Raw genomic sequence first — 22,730 nt, forward strand, 5'->3', positions numbered from 1 at the left:
CGCGCTATATTTGACATGTAAGCTACTCATCCGTCTTTGTTGACATAGAAAGCGTTATGAATCAATTAATTGTCAAATTGATGTTCGGGCTGTTGCTGTTCGCTGCTGCAGCGTTCGGTGATGTGTATCTTGGACCGTCTGATGGCAACAATCTGCCCGGCAGGGCACCGATCACCCGCGAATACATGCAGCAGATGATCGAAGAAAGAGGCGACACTCATTTCTGCGCGCTGAAATCGAGTGCGAGATCGGAGAGAAGCAAATCTTCCACGCTTGCATCGATCACACTTCCAACATCGAACATGTACGACTACGACGTTCTCTATTATGAGATAAACCTCGAAATATTGCTGTATAACGACTATACCGATGGATACGTCGAAATGCAGCTTGCAAGTCTGGTTGATGGGTTGTCGTATGTAGACCTCAATCTGACGCCATATTTGAATGTCAGCGCGGTCCGTCTCAATGGTGTCTCGCAGTCATTTACGCACAGCACTCAGATTCTGTCGGTAAACCTAAATGAGACATTCGACACCGGCGAGAAATTTATGCTGAAGGTTGAGTATCACGGATATGCGTACTTTGATGAAGAGGGCGGAATGTTTATCGATTACAACAACGGTCATACCGCCTGCAATACTACCTGCGAACCGTTTGGATCGCGAAACTGGTGGCCATGCAAAGATTTCCCGTTCGATAAACCGGACAGCATGGATATAATCATCACTCACCCCACGACATATAACGGTTACGAGATCGATTGCGGATCGGCTGGGACGCTAATGTCTGTCACAAACAACGGCGACGGTACCACTACGACGCACTGGTTCGAGAAGTATCCGATCGCGACTTATCTGGTCGCGCTTATGGTAACTGATTTCGACCAGACAGTCCAGCAATGGGAGTATGCGCCGGGCCAATTCATGCCGGTTGTGCACAACATGTTTCCGTATATCAGCCCGAGTGATCCATATCAATCGGGATATGGCATGCTTCAATACACCGTTCCCGCTCTCCAGGCATACTCCGATCATTTCGGAATGTATCCATTCGTCGATGAGAAGTACGGCAACATGCACTGCAACTTTCCCGGCATGGAGCATCAGACTATGTCATCGATCGGCACTTACTGGAGCGGCGAGTATGTTATCATTCATGAGTTGGCGCACCAGTGGGCGGGCGATCAGGTTACGTGCAAGACATTCCACGATGTTTGGCTGAACGAAGGTTTCGGGACATATTTCGAGATCATCTATTTCGAACAATGGGCAGGACCGGAATTTGCGAAACAGTGGTTGATGGGCTATTACGGCCTTAACAGAGGAACGCCCTATGTCGAGGATCTCGACAACGACAACATTTTCGATGGCTCGACCGTCTATGCGAAAGGCGCATGGCTGGTTCACATGCTGCGTGATCAGATGGGTGACTCGCTCTTTTTCCCGGCAATGGAGTATTTCTACAAAGAATCAGAATTCGCTGGCAAGTCTGCGAGTACCGACGATCTGAATTCTGTTGTTTCTCAGTTCTATGGCTCTGATATGAGCTGGTTCTTCAGTGCGTGGGTCTATCAGGAGGGGCAGCCGAAGTATGAATACTCATATCAGTGGCACCCCGATACAATCTCCGGCAGCGGCTACTTTGTCGACCTGTTCATTGAACAGACAGCATCGTATGGCTTCTTTCCGATGCATATTGATATTGAAGTTACTGCCGGCGCATACGATTCGACTTTCAGGGTCTGGAATGGGACGATCGGTGATTTGTATCAATTCCATTTGCCGGATACGATCACCAGTGTCACGATTGATCCGAATATGAACATCCTCAAAACATCACACTATGTGCCATTTGGAATGCATATATATACGGTCAATTTCCCTATTGCCGTCATCAATGAGCCATACAGCACCGCAGTGCAGGCAATAGGGGGAGTCGGAGATCATACGTGGGATAAGATCCTCGGGCAGTTCCCACCCGGCGTTACTCTGAATTCCGCGACCGGTGAAATCTCCGGCACACCGACATGGGAGGGCACGTATTACGTGCAACTGCGCTGTACCGATTCAGATAGCCCCGCCAACATCGACACACGCTCATTCAATCTGAAAGTCGGTGGACCACCGCATCTCTGCGGCGATGCTGATGGCAGCGACGAAGTCGATATTGATGATGTTGTCTATCTTATCGCCTATATATTCTCTGGTGGACCTGCTCCCGACCCACTCGAAGCAGGCGATGCCGACAGTTCCGGAGCTATCGATATCGATGATGTCGTGTACTTGATAGCGTACATATTCTCCGGTGGCCCGGAGCCGTGCGCGGGGAGTTAATACACGTTTTGTTGGTGCACGAGGACGCGGGTCCAGAGCTTCCGAAGGATACACCAACCACAAAGAACCGATCACTGATTGTAGCGGTCTTTGTACGCTTTGCGCAGTGTTTCGGCTTCTTCTGGTGATAACCCCTTCATCCACAGATGCTCTTCCTGAGTCATCATTTCCTCGACCATCTGCTCATACTTAGTCCCCAGCTCAGGGCTGCTCTGCGCGGCGGCCTCAATCACAGCCGGAAGGAACTCGACATAGAAGTGCTTTGACACCTCGTACATGCCGTGCCAGTGTGTATAGTCGGGCCCCATCATGCTAGCACCGTGGCGTGCCCGCCGTCCTTCATGATGCCACAATTCCCAGAACACCCACTGGACTTCATGCTCAAATGGCGCATCAGGTTTCAGCACACCGTCGGCCTTGAGATCATCCATAATTCTTGCAGCCGGTATGGCGAACTTATCGTTGTAGAGGTCGACAAGACCATCAAACTGAACATAGAAATTGTCTACGTATGTGTCGCTGTGGCAGTTCAGACATACGCCTTTCATTGACTGACGGCGCTCCTCCCATGTAACGATCTTATCGATCTTTCGAGGTACATTCTGGCTGATAAGTTGCTCATTCTCGACAATTATCTCAACGGTATTGACTTCAGAGCCGACGGCGGGCAGTTTTCGAGTATGTGGATAGTCTTCCTTGAAGCCGTCATCATAGACAACCATGTTGAGTCTTGCACTAACCACCGGGCGCAACGTCCAGCTAATCCTCTCACCGACGTCATGCGTATTGCCAACGTGAACACCTTTCGGCGTCATATAGCTGCTTATGTGGCAGGTGGCACAAGTCGGAGCGGCCGAGTAGTCTCTGCCAAGAACCCACTCACCATCCTTATCGAGGTTCATCCTATCCCTGTTTGCGTAGAAAGCGATACCATGCTTGGATTCGTTGTAGATTTCAATCTGTGGATGGTCCGGACCCATGTGACATTTGCCGCAATTTTCGGGGGAGCGGGCTAGCTTTGCCTGGAAAGAGTGGCGAGAGTGGCACGCATGGCACGACCCAGCCGAACCGTCAGGATTAAGCCTGCCCATACCGCTATTTGGCCATGTTGACGGGTCGACTTTCGGTTTCGATTCTCTGCCCACAGTGATGATTTTACCGTTATCGTCCCTTTCAAATTTGATCACACTGCCATGACACTGCCAGCAGCCGTTGATCGCATCCGCCTTGTTTTCGGGAGTCCCCGCGACTTTCTCAGCCAGAACATTATCGAGACTCGCTAGAATCTCGCCGGCCCTCGCATGATGACTTCTTCTGAACTCTTCATACTCCTGATCGTGGCAGTTGGAGCAGTCACGTGGAGTTACCAGTGCAGTCACGTATTCGCCTTCATGAAGCCACCCGTCAATATCGCCCTTCTCGGCCTGATGGCAGTCGATGCAGCCAATATCATTCTCCGCATGAAGTGAATTTTCCCATTCCATAACCAGTGCGGGCGAGTTTATACGATGGCAATCGACACAGCCTGGATTTTCCTCCAAAGTCTGTGCTCGAAGATTTTGGCCTGCGAATGAAGACAGAGCAAGAAGGACAAAGGCGCACAGCACACTGATTCTAATTTGATTTGACATCTTACCTCCCTACCTATTTCCCTGCTATTTTATCTTGTACATCATATAAATGAAGCTTGAGATATTCCAACTATTGCTTGCGGCACAGACTTTGATTAATATGATCTAAGGTATTTTGCTGATGGCAGTCAACAAGAAAACCTAATAACTCACTCTTGGAAAACATACTATCTTCAATCCTTGACATTCCGATCAAATGTTAGACTAACTCTGTAATGCTGAATCCACAAATATTATTGCACTGAACCGCCTTGTGATGTAGTTTGTAAAAGTGCAGACGATACAATTGGAGGATAAACATGCTTCGACGAACTGCGTTGCTTCTGGTTCTGATAACAATTTCGATCAGCTCGAGAACTCATGCACAATCGAAAGATAATTCTCCCGAATGGAAAGCACTGCAGTTTCTCATCGGGCAGTGGGAAGGTGTCGAGTACGGGAAGTCCGACACCGGCACAGGCGTTCGCAGCTATAGTCCGGTCCTTGATCAAAGATTTCTATACGTGCGAAATGTATCCAGGATGGGCTCCGAGAAGGACTCGCTCGGTGAGGGCAAAGAAGACTGGAGTTTTTTCAGTTGGGACAAGTACCGCGAGAAAGTGATCTTCCGGCAGTTCCAGGAACAGGGGTTTGTCTATTACTATGTGCTTGATAGTATGTCTGCCGATCGCAAGACGATGACGTTCACAACCGAGCGAATCGAGAATGTGCCGAATGGTTGGGTGGCGCGCACTACATTCATATTCAACGACAACGATCATTTCACCGAGATATTCGAACTCTCTCCCGCGATGATGTCATTCGACAAGTATCTGGAGAAGTACTGGACGAGGAAGAAACTTGAGGGGGATAACGTTACAAATTGATTTGCAGCCATCAGGAGCCCCAATCTGTTCTATGGGAAGAAGCACACAGTTTGATTGAGCATGAAGGACTCGACAAAATTAGCATTGAAACGTCTATCATTCAGTTGTATGTTTTTGTCGCATGCGCCAGCACGCGATGATTCACTGAGGTGGGCTAGGAACTGTTCTTGGTATCGAAAGGAATGCTTGCTATGAAACGACTATATTGCAGAATGATCGGCCTTATTCTGGGACTGACCGGTATATCGTGCGATAACGGAAACGGACCGGGACCGCAACCGGAATACGGCATGCCTTACGCAAAGTACGTGCTGGACGGTACGGTTGTGAATGCCGAAACCGAAGAACCGGTCGAAGGAATCAGGGTTAAATTCCCCTCGGATGCTTCAGATTACGATTCCAGCAGCATGACTTTTTCCGACGAAAATGGCGACTGGTCAATCACGAAGCAAATCTATCCTTGTGGGGCCGATGGAAGTTCCGAGTGTGATGTTTCAGCGCAGGATGTTGACGGTGATGAAAACGGGGGGACATTCGAGGAAAAACAAATTGATCTGAGTCTGACCCAGACAAAGCCGGCATCCGGCACCTGGGATAAGGGGACCTTTGAACAACACGACGTCAGAATTGAACTGACTGAAGAAGAATAGCTGGCCGATCGCCGCAAGGAGGACCATGGTGAGCATCGGTTCATTTGTGAATCAGAAATTGCTATCCGCATATAGAAATGCAACCGCGAATCTGCATGATCTGCGCTATATCTTCTTTGAACTTACTCACAGGTGCAATCTATCGTGTCTGCACTGTGGAAGCGACTGTGTACGAGAAACGAACGTGCCTGATCTGCCCGCTGATGATGTGCTACGGGTTCTGAGAGAAATAAAGTTGAAATACAATCCTCACGAAATCTCAGTCGTACTATCGGGCGGAGAACCGGTCTGCTATCCGGGAGTCTTCGATCTCGGACGGAAGATTGTCGACATGGAGTTTCCGTGGGGAATGGTGACGAATGGATATGCATGGACTAAGGACGCTATCAGTGCCGCCAAGACCTCCCGGATGCATTCTATAACTGTTAGCCTCGACGGTCTCGCACCTGAGCACAACTGGCTTAGAGGTCGGAGTAACTCCTTTGAGAGAGCTGTCAATACGATCAAGATGCTTGTTGATGATCCGTTCTATCAAGCGATGGATGTTGTGACGTGTATCAACAAGAGAAACCTGGGAGCGATTGATGAGACATATCAATTAATCAAAGATCTGGGAGTCAAGCAATGGAGGTTGTTCACCATCTCTCCGATCGGTCGTGCGCTTGATCATTCCGAGCTGTTCCTCGATGCCGGCGAGTTCAGACATCTCCTTGGAAAGATCGCAGACTACAGAACTCGAAATGAAATCGGAGTCACGTACTCAGAATCAGGCTATCTCGGTACAGAAGTCGAAAAAGGGGTGAGAGATCAGTGCAGTTTCTGTCAGGCCGGTATCAGCGTAGCAGGAGTAATGCTCAATGGGGATATACTTGCCTGCCCCAATATCGACCGTAGATTCGGGCAGGGTAATATCGGTAGAGATTCGTTTATTGATGTATGGGAAAACGGATTTGCTGTCTTCAGAGACAGATCCTGGATGAAAACGGGGCAATGCAGGGAATGTTCTGAGTGGAGTCTTTGCCGGGGAAACAGCTTTCACCTGTGGGATATTGAGAATAAGAAGACCAGGGTATGTCACTACAAATTGCTGAATGAAGCCCCCCGCAGTGTCAATCGAACAGCGCAATGATCTTATCTCCCTTTAGGTTATAACGTCGATATCCGCTCGCATGCACAACACACCTCACCTCATCACGAACAGGTAACATGACCGCTGATTTAGGACTTGAATTGGCGGAGCACCGCAGTTACCTTCTTACCGTATGAATATTCTGCAACTTAGGGTGTATATTCTCAGTTAGCAAAGTGTGAAACATCCGAAAGGGAATCTGATCGAATTGAATGATACGCTACGTCCGACATTAGAGAAATTAGTAAGGCTATTCGCAACGTCAGAAATATCAAGCTTAATTATGAACTCGATGTGGGAAGGAGTTTTTGCATGGCGACCAAAATCATGCTGAGGAGACAGCCTATCTCAGTGATCGCGCTCTTTGCGGCAATGCTGATACTGTCACTAAGCGTTCAGGCATCGACTGTGCCTGACGAGACGATGAAGCTGATCAACAAAGCGGGAGGATTGGAGGAGTATCCGGATGCGGATGCTCTTATCATTCTATCCGAGGCTGACATCGAATTCAACGGGGATGGCACGGGTCTGACGTGGGTTTATGAACTCAGAAAGATCCTGACCGAAGCGGGTATTGATCGTTATGGAGAGGAGCATCTGTTTTACTACAAAGTATATGATGATGTCCGCGTCGCCACCGCCCGCGTGATCAAGCAGGATGGCAGCGTCGTGGATGTCGCTGAGGATGAAATCAAAGACATCTCGGCTGCACCTCTCGAATTTATGAATATCTACGATCCCGATGCGAAAGACAAAGTAATAGCATTCAAGAACCTTGAGATCGGCGATTGCATCGAGATCCATTACCTCGATAGCCTCTTTCACGCTCCGATGGAAGGCCAATTCGATGGCGGTGACATTTTCCAGCAGACTGTTCCTATCCTTAAGAAGGTGATGACTGTAATAGGTCCCGCAAGCAAGCCACTGAAGTATATCGTGAAGAATGGCGAAGTCGATTTCAAGAAAACAGAGAAGGGTGACAAGATAGAATACGTCTGGTCGGTCGAAAACATGCCTAAGATTGTCACCGAGCCGGCGATGCCGTCGTTCACGGAGATCGCCCCAACAGTGATATTTACTACAATCGACTCGTGGGAGGACATAAGTCGCTGGTGGAACGAGATTGCCGAGTCGAAACTCGCGATGAACGACGCGCTTCGAGCCGAAGTCGCCGTGCTCACAGCGGATGCGACAACTCGTGACGAGAGGGTCGATGCTATCTATCATTTCGTAGCTCAAAAAGTGCGCTATATGGGACTCGGCACAGGAAAGAAGAAAGGTTTCGAACCGAAACCGGTAGTCGAAACATACGAGACCAAGTACGGAGTTTGCCGCGATGTTGCCGCACTGATGGTGGCAATGCTGCGCGAGGCAGATGTCGATTGTGATATCGTGCTGACCAGTATGGGTAGCGAAGTCTTCTACGATCTGCCATATATAGGCTTTAATCACGCGATTGTAGCTATCAGGAATGACGATGGCACTTACACCTACGCCGACCCGACAGTGGAAAACTCAGTCGACTGGCTCCCCTCTTTGGAGGCGGAACAACAGGTGCTGCGATGCAATGCCACCGGGTCGGGTCTCGCCGATACACCCTACTCTCCTCCTGAAGAGAATATGGGTACAATTCAGGCGACTTCCAAGCTCTCTGAATCGGGGTTGTTTACATCGGATGTTACTTTTGTCATGGATGGATTCTATGATATGGCGATGCGCGGCTTCCTCAAGAGAATTCCGTCAGCCCAGCTTCAGATGATCTTCGGCTACCTCATCCAGGATATCTATCCCGGTACAATGCTGACTAATTTCAGCACCAGCGACCCGGAGGACCTGACAACGCCGCTGCAATTGAACTTCAGCTACCAGATTCCGGATTATCGGCTTGAAGCTAATGCGTTCATGCTGGTGAAGGCGCCGATCTCACTCGGAGTATTCGAACTGATTTCAAGGTCGGTCTTTTCGTCCGCTTCTCTGCCTGAGAGAAAGTACCCATGGAATCTCGGCTTCACGTTTGGTGCGACTGAGGAGGAGACCATAACACTTCCAGCGGGATACAAGCTCAAAGCGGTACCAGATGCTGTCGTGAAAGACTTCGGTCCAATCGAATACAGGATGACATACACATCGGACCTCCCGGCTGATCTCGATCAGGGTGGCACCCAGGTGACCTACCGCAAGCAACTATTGTTGAAATCCAAGAAGATGTCGCCTGAGGAATACAAAAAGCTCAAGGAAGTATTGCAGGCGAGGTCGAAGTCTTCCCGCGGAGATATTATCATGGTCAAAGAGAATGAGGGTTAGTTGGAATAGCTGAGCGCAGACGTTTTGAAGGAGTTTTGATATGAGAAAAGCGGTTTTGATGATTTGGTTGGCGGCGTTCATAGCTGTGATGACAGCTGGAGTCTTGTATTCAAAAGAGTATACTGTCGAAGATGTCGCTGAGATGATTGCTAATGCGCCTGGTCCGGAAATGTTCCCGCAGGCAGGTGCAGCAATTCTGTTGCAGCAGACCACAGTCCGTTTCGAAAAGGACTACAGCGCGGTTGCGGACGAACATCTCGTCGTAAAGATTCTTCAGGATCGAGGAAAGAACACGTTCGGTGATGTCAAACGTCGCTATGACAGTGAGTCCGACAGCCTTGTGGTCATCATGGCAGTGACTCATCTTGCCGATGGTACGGTCATCGAAGTCGATCCGAAGGCGATCAACGACATAACGCCGGCATTTCTCGCGAATGCCACAGTCTATTCGAATATAATGCAGAAGGTCGTCTCTTTTTCCGGAATCGCTCCCGGTGTTACGATCGAATTGAAACTGAGGCGATTTTCCAAAGCTCCCGAGGAGGATGAAGAGATCTTCATCTGGGGTACAGGGGAGTTTCAGGGCGAGGAACCAATACTGCACAAGGAGATGTCTCTGACGGCTCCTTCGGAGAAGCCTATTACCTACAAAGTCCAGAATGAAGGCATCGGCTACGAGACATCAGAGGCCGATGGGTTTGTAACGCACAGATGGTACGAGGATAACTCTCCTCAGATCATCCCTGAACCGTTCATGCCCGACTATTCCAAAATCGCGCCCCGCTTGATCTATACCAGTGCAACCAGTTGGGAGCAGGTAGGCAACTGGGTGTCGGAGAAGTTTTTCTCCCATGTGGAGAAAGGTGGGAAGATCGAGAAGAAGGCAAAAGAGCTGACAACAAAGCTCTCCGCGCCTGACGAGAAGATCAGTGCGCTGGCTTTGTACGTTATCAACGATATTCGCGACATCGGTGAATCGTCACTGCCGCTCGGCATTGCCGGCTATGAGCCAAACGATGCGGAGGACGTTCTGACCAATAAATATGGTGATTGGCGCGACAAGGCGGTACTCCTCGTGTCGCTTCTCGAATCTGCCGGTATCGAAAGCTACCCAGTCTTTGTTCAAAGAAATTCAGCGGTCCTGGCTGAAGATCAGCCGTCTCTCAAGCAGTTCAATTCGATTTACGTGTACGTCCCGAGTTATAATGGACAGCCACTGTGGATCAATCCATTCGCAGATCATTGCTATTTCGGCTACTTTCCGTTCGGTCAGGGTTCGAAAGTTCTGATGGTCAGAAGAGATGGTTCAGAAATTGTTGCCATGAAAGATACCAAGGCTGAGGACAATATAGCCCACAGCAATATCGAACTGCATCTCAGATCGAATGGCGATGTCGATGGCAACGTAGCCTGCCAACTGGAGGGGTACTTCGATTGGCAAGCTCGTTCGCGTTTAAAAGACGAGACGCCTACGAAAGTCGATCAGTATTTTCAATCTACCGTGAATGCAGTCGGCGAGGGGAGCCGGAGTGTGGAATTCAAGACTACCGATCTTGACAATCTTCTCGAACCGGTGAGTGTGGTGCAGACATTTTCCACTCCTGAGCTCGGCGTTGTCGAGGGGGATATGATGATCTTCCATCCGCCAGCGATTCCGTATGACTTCGCCATTGCACCGGTTGCCACCGGGGAGGCGATGCGATTCTATGACTATGTTCTGGACTGCCAGATGAAAGTCAGGACCGAAGGTTCGATCTATCTGCCTGAAGGATACAAGACGGTCTATACTCCGGAGCCATTCGGCGTAGAGAATGAATTCGGCAAGTGGTCTACCGAATATACTGTCGATGAGCAGAGCAATGCGATTCACTATGTTTCGGAGGCTACGCTGGTAGATATCGAAATGGACGCCGATGAGTATATGTTGTTCAAGGAATCATTCGACAATTTCAGCAAACCGAAAAACAGTTTGATTCTTCTCGAGAAGAAGTAGATCGACAGTCATCGTTGACAATTTGTGAGAGCGGGCAGGAAGGGATTCCTGCCCGCGTGTTATTGCGCCGTTAGGAATCCGTTCCTGACGGTTCTTTTTTGAATGCGTGCAGGAAGAGGTTCCCGGCCGCGTGTTTTATGCCAGCGTTGCCATCGCTCCAGCCAATCCAACCGAGAAACGATTTCTCTTTGTCAATTCGATTGGCTCGATTATGTTCTCACTTGAGATTAGAGCGAGCGGAATTTGGGCGCGGCAGATCCTTCGGGACTCAGGAGGCCTGTCCGCATCTGCCCGACCTTAGCCTGTGCTGCAGGGAAAACATGCTGACTCGTCTATTGCTTCTCTTCACTGTAACAATCTGGGGCTGGTCATTCGTCGCGGCCAAGATATGCCTCGATTATCTGACACCTGTGGAATTGCTCGGACTCAGGCTGCTTGTCGGTTTGCCCATTCTACTCATCATTATTCTCGTCAAGGGAATCAGTTTCAAATTCGATAAACCGTTGAGATTACGAATGCTTGCGGGTTCGGCAATTCTCACCGTTCATTTCCTCCTGCAAGTCACCGGTTTGAAATACACCTCCGCGACCAACACCGGTTGGATAATCGCCATAATCCCGCTGGTGCTCGTAGTATTGTCCTGCATCTTCCTGAAGGAGAAAATCGGTCGCAGGGAGATCTTCGGAATAGCCGTCGCCACAATCGGGATTGTTTTGCTCATATCAAGAGGTGATATCTCGAGTATTGGTGGCTGGCTGTCAAGCTACGGCGATTGGCTGATACTCGCCTCCGCGCACACCTGGGCTATCTACACCGTCATCACTCGAGATATTTCGCGCGCACGTCCGCCGCTGATTGTGACATTTGTGCTGATGGTACCGGCATTGTTCGTGACACTGATCTATATGGCGTTCACATCCGACTGGAACAGGATTGTTGCGGTGCCGGCGAAACCGCTGGTTGCCTTGTTGTTTCTCGGAGTAATAGCGCTGGCGTTAGCCCACTGGTTTTGGCAAGAGGGCATATCGACAATCGGCGCCTATAAATCGGGCACATTCCTCTATCTCGAACCGATCGCCACAACCTGCTTAGCGGTTCCGCTGCTCAATGAATCATTCGGAATATACACTGCTGTCGGAGGCATCCTCGTTCTCGCCGGTGTTTACTGGGCGCAGAGGAGGCAGCGGCATTCCGTTGAAAGGGACTGTTGAAGAAGTCTCGTGTAACACAAAGGCCGTCATCGCGAGGAGCGAAGCGACGTGGCGATCTTATACCTCCGCGCTGTCAGGAATCCTTTCCTGACAGCTCTGTCTATCGGGCAAAAGGGGTTCCTGCCCGCGCAAGAACCCCAAATATCAGCAACTATGAGATCGACTATTTGCGCTTGGTGTATGTAGCTTCTGAGACTTTGAAAAATGTCGCGCCGTCATCCATCGAAGTCTCCATCATCCACTTGAAACTCGTATCGGTCTCGTCAAATGTGGTGATGCGTGTAATCATCGACTGGCCCTGGTAGATGTCTTCGCCTTCCACGACAGTCTTACCGTCTATCGTTTTGCCGGTATAATAGGATATCCGCGCGCCCGTGTCGTCGGTCCAGACAGTCTGCCACATGCCGGTTTCGCGATCGAAACACTGCAGCATCATTCCGGTGAAAGGCATGCCCATCATCTGGCTGGTGAACTCTTCCATCATCGCCGCACCATTGCAGGCATACCTGAAAACCGCTGTGGCCGTCTCGTCGATCCACACCGTGTCTGTCGGGTCCCACTTCGAGGACATAGCCACATCCCATGTCCCTTCCAGATGCGCCAGTTCTTTCATCTCATCAGGCGGTCCCATCGGCGGCATTTCCTGCTCGCCACTCATCTCGCCCTCTTGCGCGACGGCAACCGCGAACATGAGGCAGAGCGCCATCATCGACAGAAACAGTAGATTGATTCTCCTCATTTCTTCCTCCGAATTATCAGTTTTGTGTGGTCAATTGCTTCGAAGCTATTCAAAAATGTAAATACAGGTCCGAAAAGTCAACGACTATTTAGCCCAGGCGATGCTAAGTTTTTGTTATTGCAGTACTTAGAGCGACGTCTTATTGCAGATAGAGATTGCTCAATGTGTGCAACGGTTGCATTGGAAGATAGATGCTTTTTCCTTGCTCGCCATGTCTATGCCAATCATATTTCGCTCATAGTGAGGCAGGGGCAGATGAGGACAGGCCTCCTGAGTCTCGAAGGATCTGACGCTGAGGCGAATGCTGCCTATGCACGAGGATGCACACCGACACTACGGAAACTTCAGAGGATACACCCGGGATGGCTCCGCAAATTACACACGATAATTCCAACAAAGGCAATCATCGTGATGCCCATCAGAAGTGGCTTCGATACTGCACCATTGAGGGAGCATTCGCTAACGTTTTCATAACCTATACTGGCGGTGCATTCATCACAGGGTTGGCGCTTCTGCTCGGCGCCAATGATTTTCAGATAGGAATACTCGCAGCTATCCCATTTCTGTCTCATCTGTCGCAGCTTTCATCCACATATATTGCCAGCCTGTTCAAGGGTCGCAAGAGAGCGGTTGTTGCGTTGTCCGCAATCGGTAGACAAATCTGGTGGATTGTTCCGTTCATTCTGCTGGCGGATTTCGAGTGGCGACTCGAGGCGATGCTGCTCGTTGTCCTGCTTTCGAATGTTTGCATTATGGCGGTCACTCCTTCGTGGATGGCCTGGATAGCTGATATCGTTCCGGATAGGTTACGGGGCAGATATTTCGGAATGAGGAACACCGCATTGGCGATCTCGACAGCGATAACCGCCCTTGCCGGTGGTGTGATACTCGATCTTGCACGCTCACATAATCATGAAAGCCTCGGTTTCGCCATAATCATCGCACTCTCCTGCCTGTTTGCAGGCGTTGCCCTTGTGATACTGCGGAAGATTCCTGATCCACATCGTGGCGATCCACCGAGTCTTTTTTCATGGCCCGGTATGCTGGAGCCGCTGAAGAATCGTTCATTCCGACGGCTTCTGTTCGTGTTTTTCGCATGGAATTTCTCTATCGGCATCTCGGCACCCTTTTTCGCTCCGCACATGCTTTCCAACCTGGGGATGAGTTTCACGCTTATCTCACTCTATTCGGTCGCTGCGGTTGTGGCTGCCATTCTTCTTAACAGGCCGTGGGGAGCGCTGATTGATAGATTCGGCTCAAAACCTGTGGCGGCCTTCTGCGCATTCGGGATTGCGTTTATCCCGCTCGTCTGGCTCTTTCCTCGGCGCGGTTTCCTGATAATACTGGCATTCGAGGCCCTCTATACAGGAGCGCTCTGGACAGGTTTCAATCTCGCCGCATTCAACATCCCCTTAGCGAATAGTCCGAAACAAAACCGCTCTTCTTACCTCGCTCTGTTCAACGTCGCAACCGGGCTTGCGTTCTTCGCGGCGTCGACCATTGGTGGCATTCTTACCGAGTCATGGAGCGGCATTGCCTGGAAAGCAGGTCCGCAGACCATTGTCAATTATCACATCATTTTTGTCGTCTCAGCCGTGCTTCGATTGATCTCAGCCGGTCTGATCACAACGTTCCATGAGGCTAAAGAGAAGAGCGTCCCGATCATGATGCAGTTTATGGGATACGCCATGCTCAAGAGACTCTCTGTCGGACGACAGTTGCTGTCGTGGTCGCCGAAACGGCATGAGGAGTGAAGCCGGAAGATGCTTCAAGTTAGCTTGACAACAGCGGTTGTCCTATGTATATGTCTGAATGGTCTGGATGGGTTTCATTGTCTCGCTCGCAGCTATTCTGGTAATATCCCGGAAAAACCTCGCGCTGGCTCTCATATCGGGAGCAATCATACTCGGACTCTTCACTCTGTCGTTAGATTCGCTTCTTGATCGCATCTTCTATACAATTACCGACTCCTCCATCATGCTGCTCGCCCTCGCGATGGGAGTGATCCCGATGATTGGCGGAACGATGAAAGAGAGCGGACAGATCGACAGTCTTGTCAGCAATGTCAGAATCAGCAAGAGATACATGCTGCCCTTTTCGGCTGCGCTGATGGGACTTCTGCCGATGCCGGGCGGAGCGCTACTGTCTGCGCCGATTATCGAGAAGGCGGGCGAGGGAGTCGCTGACGATCTCAAGGCGGCAATCAACAACTGGTTCCGCCATCTATTCATCATGATGTATCCGCTCAGTCCGGCGCTGATTGCCTCTGCCAAAATATGCGATCTCGATCTCTATGTCACCGTGATCTATCTGATTCCGGGTGCTCTATTGGCGGCGCTGATCGGATATGTGTTCTACCTGAGGAAAGTGCACGGCAAACTGAAGCACGATGACATCTTCTCGTGGAAAGAGCTCTCGATTCCGCTCATTGTCATTCTGAGTGCACCAATTCTCGATTTCAGTCTCAAAAGAATCCTTTCGATCGGCAGCTTAGCAACATTGATCGGCGTTGTTACCGGGCTGGTTCTTTCGATTGCTCTGAGCAGACGGCGACTTGATCTGAAGCACATTGCAGCCAAAATGAAACCGTGGAATTTTTCGTTGATCCTTGTCGGTATGTTTCTCTATCTGTATGTTTTTCAGGAATCCGATGCGAGCAATCTGATTGCCGGGATTTCGCTTCCCCCGCTCACGCTGGCGATAGTGGCTGGCTTCGTGCTGGGATTGCTGACAGGCAGAGTCCAACTTCCGGGATCGATAGTCTATCCGGTGTATCTTGCCGCGACCGGCGGCATTACCCCCATCTTGTTCGCGCTCATCTATGTTGCGATATTCTTCGGATACATTATTTCGCCGGTTCATCCCTGTCTTGTTGTGACATGCGAATATTTCCACGTCCCGATCAAGAGAATGATCAACAGGCTTGCCGTGCCGACTGCGATTGTGATGGGCATCGTAATATTCTTGTCCATTCTCGTGATGTAAACTGGATTTAAGGGCTTGTTGAGCAACCCCGAGAATCGTCATCTCTGAGAGCGCGTTGTCAAGGGCTATTATTCGACGTATTGTTTCGCGCTGTCAGGAATCCTTTCCTGCACGATTTATTCAGCTGTCAGGAAGGGGTTCCTGACAGCGCAGGAAGTAAGTGGTTATTTTCGTGCTACTACATCTTCGTCTCGAACGCTGCTTCCCGCGAGCTTCTGCGTCTCTTCGCGTTCAGCCTTCAGATTGCGCGCAATCGACGCGTAGGCATTGTGATTGTGGATCGACTCGATGTTGTCCGACTCCACACTGAACCAGTCGATGCGGGAGTCTTTCGAAAGCACGTCGGTAATTCCGCGAACGATATCTTCTACAAAGACAGGATTGTTGTACGCTTTCTCAGTAACAAACTTCTCATCTTCGCGCTTCAATAGAGAATACACCTCGCATGATGCTTGCTCTTCAACGACATCGATTAGTTCCTCAAGCCAGATAAATTTCGATGTCATAACGGAAACGGTAACGATCGATCGCTGATTGTGAGCGCCGTAATCGGAAATCTCTTTCGAGCATGGGCAGAGCGATGTCACAGGAACTCTGACTGTCAATGTGATCGAGACCTTGCGATTCCCGTTTCCGGCGGCTGAGATGGTGCAAAAATAGTCTATCATTCCGGGTGCTTTCGACACGGGCGCCTTCTTCTCGATGAAATAGGGAAAAGTCAGTTCCAGATGCGCTTTGACAGCGTTAAGATTCGTGCGTGCAGTCGCAAGTATTTCATCCATGCGGGATATCTCGAACGATTCGCGATAGTCGTTGAGAATCTCGACAAACCTGCTCATGTGAGTACCCTTGAATTGATGCGGCAGATCGACATAGAAGTTCACATCTGCCACAGTATGCTGAGTACCGTGTGCGCGATCCTGCACCACGACCGGCAGTCTGAGGTCTTTGATGCCGACCTTGTCTATATGGATGTTGCGTTCATCCGGCATGTTCTGTATATCTTTCAATTCTTCCTCCAGTCTATCTGCATACTTCTGCGCGGTTGTTCTCCGATTCCCAAAGAACGACGCGTGAGAGCAACCCCTTGCCGATCCGACTATCAAGTATCTCGAATATCTTCACTGCGAGATTCTCCGTGGTCGGAATGACATTCCTCATGAAATCAACATCTGTATTGAGATTCTTGTGGTCGACCTTCGAAATAACCTCTTCTTCTATGATCTGCTTTATCTCCTTCAGATTGACAACCATTCCGGTTTCTGCATTTACGGGGCCGGTCACCTGCACTTCAAGACGATAATTGTGACCATGCCCGCTTGCGTTTGCGCAGGCTCCGAATATCTCACGATTCTTCTGTTCGTCGAACTTCGGATTATGCAGCCGGTGCCCGGCAGAAAATGTCACCCGTCTCGTTACTGTCACGTTCAATTTGCGATCCTCAGAATACTCTATCTGTTTCAGATTCGAATTCGCGAACCCTTCAGTCTAAACCTATATCTGCGAATTAGCAACAGGGAAACGAGGAAAATGTTCATAACCGTCGAAATGAAGATGAGCGAATACTCAGGTTTGTTCACAATTGAAAAGACGATAATCACAAATATATGCGTGCCAAAGCATAACGCCGATTGAGGAACCATGAGTAGCCTGTCTCCATACCAATTGCGTTCTGATGCTCCGGAGCCCTTCAGCATCGACTTGTCGATTGCAGCTACCAGGCGATCCTGCCAGCTATAGATGATGAGATAGCAGAAGCGCAGGAATGACACCAGTAGTTTTCCCGCCACACTCCGTGCCGTACCATTCAAATCGTCGCGTGTGGTCTCGTTTCTTCGAGACAGCAGCCTGTCGACTCCGTGGATCTCCAGATAAGCAAGCTGATAGTAGTTGAAAAATGAACACTGGATAAACACCGACAATATCGTGGCGACTCCCCAAAGCATGTATGCATCAGATCCGGACCGACTCGCTGAGAACACAATTGCTATTATCACGAGAGCGAGTGAGAAAAAATCTCCAACTGAGTCAAGGTACCGCCCGATCAAATGTCCGCGTCCGGTCAATCGGGCGAGAGAGCCGTCGCACGCATCGAAGATGTCTTTGAAATGCAACGCGATTGCCGCGAGAATGTATCTTGAATCGTAAAACAGAATCGCCGCAACGACACCGCATGCTATCGAGAAGATTGTCACAACTTCATGTGGAACCCGCAGTTTGTAGAGGATCTTGACGACTGACCTGTAGTAGAATATCCAGAGACTCGAGATGTTCAGGTATCTGTGTTCGGGCGGAAGCTTCTCTGCTTTCTCCCAATCGATCATTACATCTGCCCAGGTCCCGGTAGCAGGATGTTCTGTCCGGTCAGTGGAGCAGAGTCCTCAGATGCAAGATAGAGAATCTTTTCTGCAACTTCATCCGCTGAGAGTTCGGCCTCGGTACCCGGTGGGACTGCCTCGCGGAACATCTTTGTGTCGACTCCGGACAGCGAAACCTGATTTACGCGAATATTATGATGTTTGTTCTCGAGAGCGAGAATTTCGGTCAATCCCCAGAGAGCATATTTCGTGATGTTGTACGCTCCAAATCCCGGGAATTTCTCGACACCGACACATCCGGAATATGATGAGACGTTGACAATGGTGCCACCAATCGCCGGGTCAACCGAAGCGATCATCTTCTGTGCGAGGTAACACGGTGCCAGAAGATTCGTCCGCAGCATGGTCTCCAGCCTGTCTATTGGATACTCTGCCATAAGGCCGGAGTCGAATAGTGCCGCATTGTTTATCAGGATGTCAACTCGTGGAAACTGCTCTGCGATATTCTCGAATAGTAGATCGACCTCACTCACTTTTGATACATCCACCATCATTGCGAGCTCGTTATTACCCCTCTCAGCACAGAGAACCGCTGTCGCTTCGAGTTCACTCTTGGTGCGGGATATAATGACTACACTCGCTCCTTGATCGGCGAAGAGTACCGCGGTCGCCTTCCCGATGCCTCTCCCGGCTCCTGTGATTAGAGCCGTTTTTCCGGCTAATTTACCTGCAATCATATCTTCCTGAGTCCTTTCTTATAGTGCTGTCACACCAAGGGCTGATGCGCTCACAACTCTGTCAAGTTATGGTCATTACCGCGAGTTGACAAGTACTTTGGTTGATATTTCTGGCTAGAATAGGAGTATTCAAGTATTGCATTTTCCCGTTGGTTTTATTCTTGACGATTCGCATGCAATATCGTAAGAATTGACCGCAAGTGTAGCTTGCTCTGACGAGCGTGTTAGCAAGTGGCGGAGTTGTCGGAAGTCGTCATCGCGAGGAGCGAAGCGACGTGGCAATCTCGATGTCAATCATGCTATCGGGAAAGGTGGAGATTGCCACGCTGCGCTCGCAATAACGGTTTCAAGGGCTCTTCAACAAGCTCTGAAGTGTGGATCGGATGGGTGTTATTTTATGGATCTTGAGTTCTTATCGAGACTGCAGTTTGGCATCACAATCGCATTCCACTACATATTCCCCCCGCTGAGTATCGGCCTCGGCGTGATCCTTGTCATCATGGAGGGGATTGCTCTCAAGACCGGCAAACCACTCTACGAGCAGATGACCCGCTTCTGGGTCAAAATATTTGGCCTGATATTCGCTCTCGGCGTTGCCACCGGAATCGTGATGGAGTTCCAATTCGGCATGAACTGGGCCTCCTATTCACGCTATGTCGGTGATGTATTCGGGAGCGCATTGGCTGCCGAGGGCATATTCGCGTTTTTCCTGGAATCCGGATTCCTCGCGATACTCCTTTTCGGCTGGGACAAGGTTAAGCCGAGGACACATTTCATTTCGACACTCCTGGTAGCATTGGGAGCGCACATGTCCGCGATCTGGATTGTTGTCGCGAATTCATGGCAGCAGACTCCGGCAGGTCACCACATTGTGAATTCCGGCGATTCAATGCGAGCGGAGATTGTCGACTTCTGGCAGGTAGTCTTCAATCCGTCATTTCTTGACAGGGTTAGCCACGTCTACATGGGTGCATGGCAGGCGGGGGCGTTCTTTGTCCTCAGTGTAAGTGCATTCTATCTATTGAAGAAGAAGCACACTGAATTTGCCAAGGCCTCGATCAAGATTGCGGTAGTCGTAGCGCTATTCGCATCGGTGATGCAACTTGTTACCGGGCATTCAAGCGCCATCACAGTCTCCGAAACTCAGCCCGCGAAACTGGCTGCATTCGAGGGGCACTATCCGGCAAGTGCACCAGCCGGGGCATATCTGTTCGGTTGGGTCGATGACGATAATGAGACTGTCAGCGGCATAGCAATTCCGGGGCTGCTGAGTTTTCTGGTAAATGGCGACGCCGATGAACCTGTTACCGGATTGAAAGCGTTTCCGCCGGAAGACAGGCCGCCGGTTAACCTTGTTTTCCAGAGTTATCACGTGATGGTCTCGATTGGGATGCTGCTGATACTTATCGCACTTCTCGGTGCGATCTGGCTCTGGAGCGGGAGCCTCTTCAGACGAAAGTGGCTGCTCTGGGTGTTCGTCTTCTCGGTGTTCCTTCCGCAGTTGGCTAATCAGCTTGGATGGTTCACAGCCGAAGTCGGGAGGCAGCCGTGGATTGTCTACGGTCTCCTGCGAACATCGGAGGGGCTCTCGAAGAGCGTCGGTTCCGGCCAGGTTACTCTGTCTCTCGTGATGTTTTCTTTGATCTATATGTTACTGTTCGCGCTATTCTTCTATCTTCTAAATGAGAAAATCCAGCACGGCCCAGAGACAGTTGATGGGAACGATGGGAGGCACCTGGCATGAACTTCAGCCTCGATCTCAATACTATCTGGTTTATGCTGGTGGGTGTTCTTTTCACCGGCTATGCCATCCTTGATGGTTTCGATCTCGGCGTCGGCGCGCTGCATCTCTTCACCAAAACAGACACTGAGCGCCGCATTATGATAAATTCAATCGGCCCCGTGTGGGACGGCAACGAGGTCTGGCTGGTCACCGGTGGCGGTGCATTATTCGCGGCGTTCCCTGAAGTCTACGCAACATCGTTTTCAGGATTCTATGTTGCAATGATGCTGCTTCTGTTCGGATTGATCTTTCGCGCGGTAGCTATCGATTTCCGAAGCAAGCAGCCGATGAAATGGTGGCGGCAGTTCTGGGACATCAGTTTCAGCGTCAGCAGCATCATGTCTGGTCTGCTTATCGGTGTCGCACTCGGCAATATTGCCTGGGGGATTTCTCTCGATGTAGGACATGAGTACATCGGATCATTCTGGGACCTTCTGAATCCATACGCGGTTCTCGTCGGCGTCACTACCGTCGCGCTTTTCATGATGCATGGCGCAATCTATGCCGTGATGAAAACAGAGGGTGATCTGCATGCGAAGATTCGCGGATGGGTGAATCGCACGATCATAGTGTTCATTATATGCTATGCACTAACGACCATAGCTACTCTGATCTATCTTCCGCACATGCTGGCGCATATGAGGAATTTTCCCGTCTGGTTCATTCTGCCTATTCTGAATGCACTTGCGATAGCGAATATCCCTCGCGAAATACATCATGGCAGAGATTTTCGTGCGTTTCTGTCGTCGTGCGCTTCGATGGCTGCTCTGCTGGCATTGTTCGGTCTCGGTCTGTTTCCGAACCTGATTCTCTCTAGCCCGGATGGCGCCAATAGCCTGAACATTTACAATGCAGCATCCTCCGCCAAGACTCTCAAGATCATGCTGATAATGGCCCTGATGGGTATGCCGCTTGTTATTGCCTACACGGTCAGCATCTACTGGATCTTCCGGGGAAAAGTCAAAATCACCGAGACGAGTTATTAGGTCTGCAAATCCAGCTTGGGGATTGACACTCAGAGGCGTGTTCACCAGAATGATTTGTCCAATTCAAACATGAGGACTAACAAGGATACAAGTGTTGACAAATCTCCCCCAATTCATATATTCGATATATGTCGAATAATCGAAATGATGATATTGAGCGTTTCGCAAGGCTTTTCAAGGCTCTTTCCAATCCAAACCGTCTCAATATATTCTCTCAACTGGCATCCTGCTGTGACTCAGAGCAACATTCCTGCACTGAAGACGAGGTGAGCGCTTGTGTTGGTGAACTTGGCGCTGACCTGCAAATCTCGCCATCTACCGTTTCCCATCACATTAAGGAGCTGCACATGGCTGGCTTGATCAGAATGGAGAGAAGCGGTCAGTCGATCCGCTGCTGGGTGGACAAAGATACGCTAAAGGATCTGCGGCGATTTCTGTGTGGATCGTCTCGCGAAGCTCTCATGATACCAGATTGATCCGAAACTCTTATAATTGCACGAGAGGGAATAATGACACAGATCAACTGCGGTGATGATGCAAACTGCAACGGCCCCAATTGTTGCACGCCACGGACATCCCGAAACAGCCCTTGGAAGACAATAGCCTTCGTCGTCGTTATTCTCGCAGCAGTAACTGTCGCCGCATATTCGATGCTTACGCGCGGAACTGACGGCGGATGTTCTACACCCTGCGGGAACATCTTGTCGGTCGAAGCTTGGAACGAGAAACTCTCCGGATATGATTTCGCATTTGTTGTTCTACTGGGTTCTGACCAGAGCCTTCCGGAAGAACTTTCAGAATCTGTCGTCTCGGCCTCCATCAAGATAGAATCGAAGAAGCTTCGCACGAGGACGTTGATTTTACATCCGGACAATCCCGGTTTTGCGGAAGCTACCAACCTTTTTAAGGTGGCTGAATATCCCGTAGTAATCGCACTCGCGAAGTCAAACAGTGTTGTCGTTACACGTGGAACATATTCAGAGACGGAACTGATGAGAGCCTATGAGCAGGCGTCAGCAGTTTCGTGCTGTCCATCTTCGGGGCCGAAATAACAGGGATAGA

General features: G+C 50.0%; 19 protein-coding genes. 13 read left to right on the top strand and 6 right to left on the bottom strand.

The genetic code is table 11. The features are described from left to right. Positions 1 to 56: 56 nt before the first annotated feature. A complete protein-coding gene (locus KKH67_10025; protein MBU1319513.1) occupies positions 57 to 2,336 on the top strand; it encodes a putative Ig domain-containing protein in 2,280 nt (759 codons plus the stop codon). Between the two features lie 71 nt (positions 2,337 to 2,407). Here the strand turns inward: KKH67_10025 and KKH67_10030 are convergent, their stop codons facing one another. Next, positions 2,408 to 3,967, bottom strand: coding sequence for a hypothetical protein (locus KKH67_10030; protein ID MBU1319514.1), 1,560 nt, complete (start codon positions 3,965 to 3,967; stop codon positions 2,408 to 2,410). 299 nt (positions 3,968 to 4,266) lie between these two features. On the opposite strand from KKH67_10030, the gene KKH67_10035 reads away from it, so the two are divergent. From KKH67_10035 to KKH67_10060, 6 genes are all read left to right on the top strand, one after another. Beyond that, on the top strand, positions 4,267 to 4,833 hold the full coding sequence (locus KKH67_10035) for a hypothetical protein (protein ID MBU1319515.1): 567 nt from the start codon (positions 4,267 to 4,269) through the stop codon (positions 4,831 to 4,833). Positions 4,834 to 5,024: 191 nt separating this feature from the next. After that, a complete protein-coding gene (locus KKH67_10040) occupies positions 5,025 to 5,483 on the top strand; it encodes a radical SAM-associated putative lipoprotein (GenBank protein MBU1319516.1) in 459 nt (152 codons plus the stop codon). A gap of 28 nt (positions 5,484 to 5,511) precedes the next feature. Continuing rightward, positions 5,512 to 6,612 carry a radical SAM protein gene (locus KKH67_10045; GenBank protein ID MBU1319517.1) on the top strand — a complete coding sequence of 367 codons (1,101 nt, stop codon included), beginning with the start codon at positions 5,512 to 5,514 and terminating at the stop codon, positions 6,610 to 6,612. 312 nt (positions 6,613 to 6,924) lie between these two features. Further along, positions 6,925 to 8,916 carry a DUF3857 and transglutaminase domain-containing protein gene (locus KKH67_10050; GenBank protein ID MBU1319518.1) on the top strand — a complete coding sequence of 664 codons (1,992 nt, stop codon included), beginning with the start codon at positions 6,925 to 6,927 and terminating at the stop codon, positions 8,914 to 8,916. A gap of 40 nt (positions 8,917 to 8,956) precedes the next feature. Beyond that, positions 8,957 to 10,909: a DUF3857 domain-containing transglutaminase family protein gene (locus KKH67_10055; GenBank protein ID MBU1319519.1), complete on the top strand. Its 1,953-nt coding sequence runs from the start codon at positions 8,957 to 8,959 to the stop codon at positions 10,907 to 10,909. 320 nt (positions 10,910 to 11,229) lie between these two features. Then, positions 11,230 to 12,120 (top strand): DMT family transporter, encoded by an 891-nt coding sequence (locus tag KKH67_10060; GenBank protein MBU1319520.1) that lies wholly within the window; start codon positions 11,230 to 11,232, stop codon positions 12,118 to 12,120. Positions 12,121 to 12,283: 163 nt separating this feature from the next. Here KKH67_10060 and KKH67_10065 read toward each other — a convergent pair whose 3' ends face one another. After that, positions 12,284 to 12,859, bottom strand: coding sequence for a DUF1579 domain-containing protein (locus KKH67_10065; GenBank protein ID MBU1319521.1), 576 nt, complete (start codon positions 12,857 to 12,859; stop codon positions 12,284 to 12,286). Positions 12,860 to 13,221: 362 nt separating this feature from the next. On the opposite strand from KKH67_10065, the gene KKH67_10070 reads away from it, so the two are divergent. Both KKH67_10070 and KKH67_10075 read left to right on the top strand, forming a co-directional pair. After that, complete coding sequence (locus KKH67_10070) at positions 13,222 to 14,613, top strand: MFS transporter (GenBank protein MBU1319522.1); 1,392 nt, start codon at positions 13,222 to 13,224, stop codon at positions 14,611 to 14,613. Between the two features lie 67 nt (positions 14,614 to 14,680). Continuing rightward, positions 14,681 to 15,844, top strand: coding sequence for a DUF401 family protein (locus KKH67_10075; protein MBU1319523.1), 1,164 nt, complete (start codon positions 14,681 to 14,683; stop codon positions 15,842 to 15,844). A 164-nt stretch (positions 15,845 to 16,008) separates the two neighbouring features. Here the strand turns inward: KKH67_10075 and KKH67_10080 are convergent, their stop codons facing one another. The 4 genes from KKH67_10080 to KKH67_10095 are packed head-to-tail and all read right to left on the bottom strand — an operon-like array spanning position 16,009 to position 18,899. Beyond that, positions 16,009 to 16,836, bottom strand: a complete 828-nt coding sequence (locus KKH67_10080) for a GTP cyclohydrolase I FolE2 (protein MBU1319524.1) — start codon at positions 16,834 to 16,836, stop codon at positions 16,009 to 16,011. Between the two features lie 31 nt (positions 16,837 to 16,867). Beyond that, complete coding sequence (locus tag KKH67_10085; GenBank protein ID MBU1319525.1) at positions 16,868 to 17,275, bottom strand: 6-carboxytetrahydropterin synthase; 408 nt, start codon at positions 17,273 to 17,275, stop codon at positions 16,868 to 16,870. Between the two features lie 29 nt (positions 17,276 to 17,304). Next, on the bottom strand, positions 17,305 to 18,168 hold the full coding sequence (locus tag KKH67_10090; protein MBU1319526.1) for a CDP-alcohol phosphatidyltransferase family protein: 864 nt from the start codon (positions 18,166 to 18,168) through the stop codon (positions 17,305 to 17,307). Continuing rightward, positions 18,168 to 18,899 (bottom strand): SDR family oxidoreductase, encoded by a 732-nt coding sequence (locus KKH67_10095; protein MBU1319527.1) that lies wholly within the window; start codon positions 18,897 to 18,899, stop codon positions 18,168 to 18,170. The genes KKH67_10090 and KKH67_10095 overlap by 1 nt, the downstream gene beginning before the upstream one ends. A gap of 397 nt (positions 18,900 to 19,296) precedes the next feature. Here KKH67_10095 and KKH67_10100 point away from each other — a divergent pair, with 397 nt between their 5' ends. The 4 genes from KKH67_10100 (at position 19,297) to KKH67_10115 (ending at position 22,720) form a co-directional block, all read left to right on the top strand. Further along, positions 19,297 to 20,643, top strand: coding sequence for a cytochrome ubiquinol oxidase subunit I (locus tag KKH67_10100; GenBank protein ID MBU1319528.1), 1,347 nt, complete (start codon positions 19,297 to 19,299; stop codon positions 20,641 to 20,643). After that, positions 20,640 to 21,668 (top strand): cytochrome d ubiquinol oxidase subunit II, encoded by a 1,029-nt coding sequence (gene cydB, locus KKH67_10105; protein ID MBU1319529.1) that lies wholly within the window; start codon positions 20,640 to 20,642, stop codon positions 21,666 to 21,668. Before KKH67_10100 ends, cydB begins: the two co-directional genes overlap by 4 nt. A 128-nt stretch (positions 21,669 to 21,796) precedes the next feature. Beyond that, positions 21,797 to 22,144 carry a metalloregulator ArsR/SmtB family transcription factor gene (locus tag KKH67_10110; GenBank protein ID MBU1319530.1) on the top strand — a complete coding sequence of 116 codons (348 nt, stop codon included), beginning with the start codon at positions 21,797 to 21,799 and terminating at the stop codon, positions 22,142 to 22,144. A gap of 33 nt (positions 22,145 to 22,177) precedes the next feature. Next, entirely contained in the window at positions 22,178 to 22,720 is a 543-nt protein-coding gene (locus KKH67_10115; protein MBU1319531.1) for a hypothetical protein, read from the top strand. The last annotated feature ends 10 nt before the right edge of the window (positions 22,721 to 22,730 follow it).

The sequence above is a fragment of the Candidatus Zixiibacteriota bacterium genome (assembly GCA_018820315.1).
Classification (GTDB): Bacteria; Zixibacteria; MSB-5A5; order JAABVY01; family JAHJOQ01; genus JAHJOQ01.

What these genes read in the sequence shown, in the direction of transcription:
- KKH67_10065 (MBU1319521.1), bottom strand. Translation starts at nt 12,859, where the DNA reads ATGAGGAGAATCAATCTACTGTTTCTGTCGATGATGGCGCTCTGCCTC.
- KKH67_10075 (MBU1319523.1), top strand. Translation starts at nt 14,681, where the DNA reads ATGGGTTTCATTGTCTCGCTCGCAGCTATTCTGGTAATATCCCGGAAA.
- KKH67_10035 (MBU1319515.1), top strand. Translation starts at nt 4,267, where the DNA reads ATGCTTCGACGAACTGCGTTGCTTCTGGTTCTGATAACAATTTCGATC.
- KKH67_10090 (MBU1319526.1), bottom strand. Translation starts at nt 18,168, where the DNA reads ATGATCGATTGGGAGAAAGCAGAGAAGCTTCCGCCCGAACACAGATAC.
- KKH67_10110 (MBU1319530.1), top strand. Translation starts at nt 21,797, where the DNA reads ATGTCGAATAATCGAAATGATGATATTGAGCGTTTCGCAAGGCTTTTC.
- KKH67_10060 (MBU1319520.1), top strand. Translation starts at nt 11,230, where the DNA reads ATGCTGACTCGTCTATTGCTTCTCTTCACTGTAACAATCTGGGGCTGG.
- KKH67_10055 (MBU1319519.1), top strand. Translation starts at nt 8,957, where the DNA reads ATGAGAAAAGCGGTTTTGATGATTTGGTTGGCGGCGTTCATAGCTGTG.
- KKH67_10040 (MBU1319516.1), top strand. Translation starts at nt 5,025, where the DNA reads ATGAAACGACTATATTGCAGAATGATCGGCCTTATTCTGGGACTGACC.
- KKH67_10050 (MBU1319518.1), top strand. Translation starts at nt 6,925, where the DNA reads ATGGCGACCAAAATCATGCTGAGGAGACAGCCTATCTCAGTGATCGCG.
- KKH67_10095 (MBU1319527.1), bottom strand. Translation starts at nt 18,899, where the DNA reads ATGATTGCAGGTAAATTAGCCGGAAAAACGGCTCTAATCACAGGAGCC.
- KKH67_10080 (MBU1319524.1), bottom strand. Translation starts at nt 16,836, where the DNA reads ATGCCGGATGAACGCAACATCCATATAGACAAGGTCGGCATCAAAGAC.
- cydB (MBU1319529.1), top strand. Translation starts at nt 20,640, where the DNA reads ATGAACTTCAGCCTCGATCTCAATACTATCTGGTTTATGCTGGTGGGT.
- KKH67_10025 (MBU1319513.1), top strand. Translation starts at nt 57, where the DNA reads ATGAATCAATTAATTGTCAAATTGATGTTCGGGCTGTTGCTGTTCGCT.
- KKH67_10115 (MBU1319531.1), top strand. Translation starts at nt 22,178, where the DNA reads ATGACACAGATCAACTGCGGTGATGATGCAAACTGCAACGGCCCCAAT.
- KKH67_10030 (MBU1319514.1), bottom strand. Translation starts at nt 3,967, where the DNA reads ATGTCAAATCAAATTAGAATCAGTGTGCTGTGCGCCTTTGTCCTTCTT.
- KKH67_10070 (MBU1319522.1), top strand. Translation starts at nt 13,222, where the DNA reads ATGGCTCCGCAAATTACACACGATAATTCCAACAAAGGCAATCATCGT.
- KKH67_10100 (MBU1319528.1), top strand. Translation starts at nt 19,297, where the DNA reads ATGGATCTTGAGTTCTTATCGAGACTGCAGTTTGGCATCACAATCGCA.